The organism is Bradyrhizobium denitrificans, assembly GCF_013179005.1.
In the GTDB taxonomy this organism is placed as follows: Bacteria; Pseudomonadota; Alphaproteobacteria; order Rhizobiales; family Xanthobacteraceae; genus Bradyrhizobium; species Bradyrhizobium denitrificans.
Genome location: NZ_JABFDP010000068.1, coordinates 1 through 6,342, shown reverse-complemented (window position 1 = coordinate 6,342; position 6,342 = coordinate 1). Strand labels below are relative to the sequence as shown.

The 6,342-nt window shown below is 63.1% G+C and carries 5 protein-coding genes; all 5 read left to right on the top strand.

Annotated elements, in window-relative coordinates; translation table 11 throughout:
- The first annotated feature begins 187 nt into the window (after positions 1–187).
- The 5 genes from HL671_RS37630 (at position 188) to HL671_RS37610 (ending at position 6,230) form a co-directional block, all read left to right on the top strand.
- On the top strand, positions 188–1,342 hold the full coding sequence (locus HL671_RS37630) for a tyrosine-type recombinase/integrase (RefSeq protein WP_280712538.1): 1,155 nt from the start codon (positions 188–190) through the stop codon (positions 1,340–1,342).
- The gene (locus HL671_RS37625) at positions 1,278–3,143 is read left to right on the top strand and encodes a hypothetical protein (protein WP_246706076.1); all 1,866 of its coding nucleotides are present in this window, start codon (positions 1,278–1,280) and stop codon (positions 3,141–3,143) included. The genes HL671_RS37630 and HL671_RS37625 overlap by 65 nt, the downstream gene beginning before the upstream one ends.
- Before the next feature lie 3 nt (positions 3,144–3,146).
- Complete coding sequence (locus HL671_RS37620; protein WP_172244190.1) at positions 3,147–5,021, top strand: site-specific integrase; 1,875 nt, start codon at positions 3,147–3,149, stop codon at positions 5,019–5,021.
- Positions 5,011–5,493, top strand: coding sequence for a hypothetical protein (locus HL671_RS37615; protein WP_156257021.1), 483 nt, complete (start codon positions 5,011–5,013; stop codon positions 5,491–5,493). Before HL671_RS37620 ends, HL671_RS37615 begins: the two co-directional genes overlap by 11 nt.
- Positions 5,494–5,579: 86 nt before the next feature.
- Positions 5,580–6,230: a plasmid pRiA4b ORF-3 family protein gene (locus HL671_RS37610; protein ID WP_156257020.1), complete on the top strand. Its 651-nt coding sequence runs from the start codon at positions 5,580–5,582 to the stop codon at positions 6,228–6,230.
- The last annotated feature ends 112 nt before the right edge of the window (positions 6,231–6,342 follow it).

Below are 6,342 nucleotides of genomic sequence, written 5' to 3'. Positions count from 1 at the left end.
GCCACGTGGCGAACGGGAGAGCGCGAGGGGAACCCCTCGCAATAAAACAAAAGAGTGCGCCGAAGGCGCTCCGCTTAGATAACAGCTGGCTCGAGAAACTGTCTCTTTGTTGCTGATGGAAGGGCTTGCGCCCTCCAGGGTGTCGTTTGCCATTTGGAAAGGTCGTGAGCAAAGAGGACAGAGCGTGGTGCGGATCATCAGGGCAGCGATGGGCTATGCTGCAATCCCGGCCGGCTTTCCGATCTTGGTGTCGGAACGGATGGCGATCATCGAGCCCGCGTTCGCTTGGCTGATGGAGCTGGCGACGATACCCGGCCGCAGCCACGCGGCGGAAACGGTCAGAACCTACGGCGAGCATCTTCACGACTGGTTCGACAGCCTGGAGCAGTCTGAGCTCGACTGGCACAGCGTGAGCGAGGCCGAGATTGCGGCCTGGCGCAATCGCATGCTGTCACAGCCGAGCCTGCATACGAAACGACCCTACGCGCGCTCGACGGTGAACGATCGGGTCCGCACGGTCTGCCGGTTCTATGCGTGGGCGCAAGGCCGTGGCTGGATCGAGAGCCTGCCGTTCCACTTTGTCGATGTGCGGGTGGGCTCCGGCCGGCGACAATCGTTCCTGGCGCATGTCGATGCGCGTCCAGGCGTCATGGCGGCAAACATCCTGACGGTAGCGGAGCACGAGCGTTTGCCGAGACCGTTGCGTGTCGATCAATTGCGTCGCGTCTTTGCGCATCTGGATATGCCCTACCGCCTGATGGCGGAATGGGCGCTGGCGACGGGACTGCGGCGCAAGGAGCTTTGCGGCCTCGCGGTCTTCCAGGTTCCGGAGACGGCGCATCTTGACGACGAGGATCATCCTTTGATCGGCGTGCCGCTGACGATCACCAAGGGTGACAAGCCGCGCACGATCTACCCGCCGATTCGCCTGGTCGACCGCACGCAGCGCTACATCGACGAGGTTCGCACGCCGCAGGTCCGGGCGTTGCGTCGAGGGAGGCCCGACTATCGGCCGCCTTCGGCTCTGTTCCTCAACACCCAGGGAAATGTGGTCAGCAAGGCGCGATTGACGGCGGTGTTTGCCGAGGCATTCCGCGCGGCTGGCGTGACCGGAACATTACATTACCTGAGGCATACATTTGCGATGACGATGCTGGTGCGATTGCAGAGGCAGGCAGCGACCACGCCCGACCTCAATCCGCTGAAGATCGTGCAGGTCCTGCTGGGTCACAGTTCGATCCAGAGCACGTCGATCTACCTGCGCTGCGTTGAGCTGAATGGGCGGGACCTCGCCGACGGCATCGACTATCTCTATGGCGAGTTGGTCCCCGATGGCCGTTAGACGCGAGCGCATCGACCGGAGGCTGTCGGCTGCGGCGCCGATCGTTCTGGATCAGCCAGCCGATACCATCGTCGTCTTCCGCGACGGCTGGGGCGAGGTTGTGAAACGCTACGATCTCGGCAGCCTCGGTTTGCCGTTGGGCATCGCGATTCTTCTGGCCGATGCCTTCCGTCATCATCATGCCGCCTCGAGCCGGGACACGCAGCGTCATTGCTGGATGGCGCTGCGCGCCTTTGCGCGCTTCGTGGCGGAGGACGGTCTTGTTCTGTCGGTCAACGATCTGACCAGTGCGATGGTTGGGCGCTACATCGCATGGCTGGATCGCCAGGTCGCAGGACAGACCAACCAGCCCTGGTCGAAGGGTTCGCGGGCGAATGTGCTCATGCAGCTTCGCCAGATGATCGACTGGACCAAGCGGCGGCATCCCTCCCGGCTGCTGTCGCGGATCGACTTCCCCTGGCGGGTCTGGCCGAACCGCATTGCCGATACCCGGCCGCGCCTTGGCGGAGGGGACCTCAAAGCGATCCTGCGCGCGTGCTATGAGGAGATCGACGAGGCATGGGATCGCTTCGAGGCTGGGCGGAAGATCATTGGGGCGCGCGGGCCGGTTGATGGCGTCGATCCCGAGCTTTGCGAACTGATCCGGGCGTTTGCAGCCGTGGGTGACGGTGTCCTGCCGTCGCGCACGGAAGCGATCCGTAGCGGCATCAACATATCGGCGGCCAACCGCCATGGCGGGCTTCGTCATCTTGGCGGCTACATGCACCTGACCGGCGAGACGGTCGCGGCGTTCTTCATCGCGCTTTCGATCCAGACGGCGGGCAATCCGGATGCGCTGCGGCTCATCACGCGCGATTGCCAGGTGGCACATCCGCTCGACGAGCATCGTATCATCGTCGAGTGGGCCAAGCCTCGGGCCGGCGCCAAGGTGAAACGCGCGCAAAGGCGATCGTTCGACCGCCGACGCCGCTACGCGGCGCCGAATCTGATCGACAGGTTGCTGGCGATGACGGCGCCGCTCGTAGCCCGGGCCAGCCGGCAGGATCGAAACCGCCTGTTCCTGGTGAAGAGCGAGAAGAAGAATATGGTCACGCTCATTGCGGAAGCGACCTTGTCGCACGCCCTGAAGCCGTTCATCAAACGCTCCAATGCCCGGATCGCCATCTGGAACAAGGCTGCACCGGAGCGCGCACGTCAGCTCTTGCCGGACTTTGCCGCCGTTCTGCTGCGCGGCAGCGTCGCCACCGAATATTACAAGGCGTCTGGCGGCGACATCGTCGCGACACAGGATGTGCTCAACCATGTCCGCGCCGACACGACCGAGCTTTACATCAAGGGGCCGCAGACGCGCCGCATCCAGCGCGAGACAATCGCCCGATTGCAGGAGCTGATGCTCGGCTGGATCGTCGGCGCGAAGGTGAACTGCGAGGATCGGGCGCAGCGCGACCGGATTGCGCTGGCGAGCAATGCGACGGTTCCGTTCAGTCATGATTGCCTCAACCCGGTCGCGGGCACAGCACCAGACTCGATAGCAGGTCGGGTCTGCCGGCACTTCGGCGGATGTCTGCGCTGCCCGGGACTGGTCATACCGATCAATGTGGAGCACATGGCGCGCATCCTTCAGGCGATCGGCGAACTGGAGCGGGCGCGTGAACGCATTGATCCGCGTCGCTTCGAGCTCCTGTATGCGCCGAGCCTGCGCATCTTGGTCGACGACATCCTGCCGGACTTCCCGCAAACACTGCGAGGTGATGCCGATCAACGAATGCTGGCCCTCGCACCGCTTCCGCCGCTGGAGTGAGCGATGACGGCTTCCACGGCATTCCCTCTTCCCGCCGAAGCACGTGCGCCGCTTCGGATCTCGACACGCTCGGTGTGGTTGGATCAGGTCTGGCATCTCGACGGGCGTCGCCCTGGCAGCAACCGAGCTGACTTCTCGCTCGACTGGAGTTTTGTTCTTGCTGACGACAGCCGGTTCAGTGATCCGCGATGGGCTGACTGGCGAGAGGCGGCGAAGCTGTTCCTGTGGAGCCTGAAGCTCGACCCGCCTCCTGGGTACCGCAACGCTCATGAAATGACGATCGTCTCCGTCTTCAATAGGTTGCGGATGCTGATCCGCTGGATGGCGGCGCAGGGATATCGGTGCTTTGCCGATCTCGACCGCGACGCCTGCGACCGGTTTATGACGGCGATGGCGCAGCGTCCGGGCCGCAAGCCGGGTAAGCCGCTGAAGAGCACCACGCTGCAAAACCACGCCAATCTGCTGACGCGCCTTTATCTGCAGGGAGCAAAGTTCCCGGAAGTGGCGATCGCCGATCCATTCCCGGGGATCGCGCCGCCGTTCGTTCGCCGCGACCGGGGCTGGCTGCCTTATACGCCGGACGCGATCGCTGTGCCCCTGGTCTCGGCGGCGCTGCGACTGATCGGGACCCCGGCCGACGACGTCATCGCTCTGCAGGCCCAGGCGCAGTCCGTCTATGACCATGCGCTCGCTAACGGGATCAGCCAGACGAAGGCCGGCTTCATCGTGACCGACGCAATCGCGCCGTTCACCTTCGCGACACTGCCTGGGGAGGAAGCTGCCTGGCACGAGGCGCCGGTCACCAGCACCAAGCAGCTGCGCTATGTCGCCGATCGCATTTACGACGCCTGCTTTGTGGTGGTCAGCTATCTTGTCGGCGCCCGGATCTCGGAGATCCTCGGCCTTCAGGTCGGCTGCATCCAGCAGCATCCTGCCGGGGACGGCAGCGAGAGCTTCGCCTATCTCGTCGGGCGGATTTACAAGACGGCGCGTGGCATCGATGGCGAAGCCCATCGCTGGGTTGCGCCGGCACCCGTCGAGCGGGCTGTCGTGGTGATGGAGCGGCTGACCGCCCGCCTGCGGGCCCAAAGCGGACGAGACGATCTCTTCCTGGCGATGGCCAGCAACGGGTTGGTCGGTCCTGCCGCCCGCATTGACCTCCCCGTCGGCTCCACGATCATAAGGCGGCTGAATGATCTGTTTGCGCCGTTCATCGGCCTGCCGGACCACGAGGGCGAGCCTTGGCATCTGAACACGCATCAGGGCCGCAAGACGTTTGCCCGCTTCGTCGGCAAACGCGACCGCACAGGCCTGCATGCGCTTCAGGCGCACTTCGGTCATGTGACCCGGGCCATGACCGATCGTGGCTATGTCGGAACCGACTTCGCGCTCGACGATCTGATCGACCGGCATACTCAGGAAGAAACCTGCGCCGCCCTGGAAGAGGTGCTAACGGCGACGGCGCTCGCCGGCAAGGGTGGACGCATGATCGCCGCTCGCTCGCAGTTCCGCGGACGCACACGCGACGGCGATGTCCAGGCTTATGTCCGCTTCCTGATGGAAGAGACCGACCTCCGCCTTGGGGTCTGCGACTGGGGCTATTGCGTCTATCGCGTCGAAACGGCTGCCTGCTTTGGCGACGAGCGTGGCCCGAATCCTGTGCTGAGAACCGAAAGCACGTGTCTCACCTGCGCCAACTTCGCCGTCACCGCCAGGCACAGGCCTGTCTGGCAGGCCCGCCGCGATCGCAATGCCGATCTTCTCGGCCATCCTGACCTGGACCCGGTCAGCCGGCAACTCGCTGAAACACGGATTGCCGAATGCGATCGCATCCTTGGCGAACTCGACCATGGAAAGGATGCTCGCCATGACGCGTAAGACCAGCAAAATGCCGGCCCTCACGCCTGCCGAAAAACGCCTGCGCAACACCCACTGCAAGCTGCGCGATGCTCTGGAACGGCTGGTGAAGGGTCTGCCCACACACACGGACCTGCAAAAGCGATCCTACCGGCTGACCGTCGCGACGCTTGCACGCGAGGCGCGTGTCGGTCGTAACGCCATCTACACCAACCATCGCTCGATGATCGATGAGTTGCGTCGCGCCAGCGATCGCAAGATCGTCCCCGAAAAGTTGGCGGCCTGGGAAGACAAACTCGCCCAGCAGCGCACTCTGATCCAGGTCTTGCAGATCGAAGAGCGGCGCATGGTGACGGAAAATGCCGCACTGCTGAAGCGCATCCTCGAAGCCGAAACGGAGGTTGAGCGGCAGAAGCGTCATAACGCCCGCCTGATCGCCGAGCGCGATCGCGCTGCGAAGCCAGTGCCGCTCGCTCGCGGGCCGAAATCCTGACGTTGTCTACGTTGCCGCTTCGTGTCGCCGCGCTCGCCGAAGGATATTTGTCGCCCCATCCATTGCCTGCGACAATCATGCGCGGCATGATCTGCGGCATGCTTGACCCCTTCGATCCAGACAGCTTCATTGTGCGCGCCGAGGTTCATATCCTCGACATCGAGCCCAGGATCAGCCGCACTCTCGAGCTGCCAATCACTCTCAACCTCGCCCAACTCCACGAGGTGCTGCAAGCCGCCTTCGGCTGGACCGACAGCCATTTGCATCAGTTCAATATCGGCGGTCTCATCTACGGGGCCCCGGAGTTCAATGAGGACGGCCTGTCCGACAGCCGGATCTTCGAGGCGACCGAGGTCAGGATGATCGACCTTCACTTTCCCTACGATCCCGACGAGAGCCCTCTTACGATCCTTTACGAATACGACTTTGGCGACAATTGGCGTCATCGGCTGCGGCTGGAGCGCGTCGCGCGCGAGGAGGGGACCAAATATCCGCGCTGCGTCGCCGCCAAACGTTCAGGTCCTCCCGAAGACTCTGGTGGGCCTTCAGGCTATGCCAACTTCCTCGAAGCCTGGCTCGACCCCGATCATGAAGAACACGAAGCCATGCATCGATGGGCTGGCCGCAAGTTCCACCCGGAGTCCTGCAATCTCGACGACATCAACAAGGCTATCGCCAAAGCACTACGCGCATCAAAGCGCGACTATCGCTTCCGTCGAGAAAGACATCGGGATTGACTCCCACCGGCTGCGATTCAAAGCCAAAAATACACCCAAAATGCAGGATGCAGCCAGAAAGGCCACAGAATCAGAGTCATCCAGCTAACAGGACACTTGACGCATAATCTAA

What these genes read in the sequence shown, in the direction of transcription:
- HL671_RS37625 (WP_246706076.1), top strand. Translation starts at nt 1,278, where the DNA reads ATGGGCGGGACCTCGCCGACGGCATCGACTATCTCTATGGCGAGTTGG.
- HL671_RS37610 (WP_156257020.1), top strand. Translation starts at nt 5,580, where the DNA reads ATGATCTGCGGCATGCTTGACCCCTTCGATCCAGACAGCTTCATTGTG.
- HL671_RS37615 (WP_156257021.1), top strand. Translation starts at nt 5,011, where the DNA reads ATGACGCGTAAGACCAGCAAAATGCCGGCCCTCACGCCTGCCGAAAAA.
- HL671_RS37620 (WP_172244190.1), top strand. Translation starts at nt 3,147, where the DNA reads ATGACGGCTTCCACGGCATTCCCTCTTCCCGCCGAAGCACGTGCGCCG.